The sequence below is a fragment of the Oleiphilus sp. HI0043 genome (assembly GCF_001634935.1).
Genome location: NZ_LWEY01000395.1, coordinates 1 through 718 on the forward strand (window position 1 = coordinate 1; position 718 = coordinate 718).

A 718-nucleotide genomic window follows, 5' to 3' on the forward strand; every position below is an offset into this window, starting at 1 on the left:
AATAGAACAGTCTTGGTATAAAACCTGGGAAGAAAGCGGCTACTTCAAGCCTTCAAATGAAGGCCAGCCCTACACCATTATGATTCCGCCACCGAATGTCACCGGTAGCTTGCATATGGGACATGCCTTCCAGGACTCTATTATGGATGCCCTAACCCGCTATCACCGCATGAAAGGTCATAACACTTTATGGCAGGTCGGTACCGACCACGCGGGTATCGCAACTCAAATGGTTGTTGAGCGCAAGCTTGCTGCTGAAGAAGGCAAAACTCGCCATGACCTCGGACGTGAAGCCTTTCTCGATAAAATCTGGGATTGGAAAGAAGAGTCCGGTGGCACAATTACCCGTCAGCTTCGTCGTTTAGGTGCTTCTGTCGATTGGGACCATGAACGCTTCACGATGGACGATGGCTTTTACAAAGCCGTTCAGGAAGTATTTGTTCGTTTATACAAAGATGACTTAATCTATCGCGGCAAGCGTTTGGTAAACTGGGATCCTAAGCTTCACACGGCTATTTCAGACCTGGAAGTCGAGAACAAAGACAAAAAAGGCAATATGTGGAACCTTCGCTATCCACTAGCCAATGGTGAAAAAACCTCTGAAGGTAAAAACTACTTAGTCGTCGCAACCACTCGCCCCGAAACCATGCTGGGTGATACAGGCGTTGCAGTCAACCCTGAAGATCCACGTTACAAAGACCTGATCGGTAAGTTTGTA

At 47.6% G+C, this 718-nt stretch carries 1 protein-coding gene; it reads left to right on the forward strand.

Translation table 11 applies throughout. From position 1 onward, the window contains the following. Position 1: 1 nt before the first annotated feature. The coding region (locus A3729_RS05250; RefSeq protein WP_197475586.1) for a class I tRNA ligase family protein at positions 2 to 718 on the forward strand (717 nt) is incomplete at its 3' end.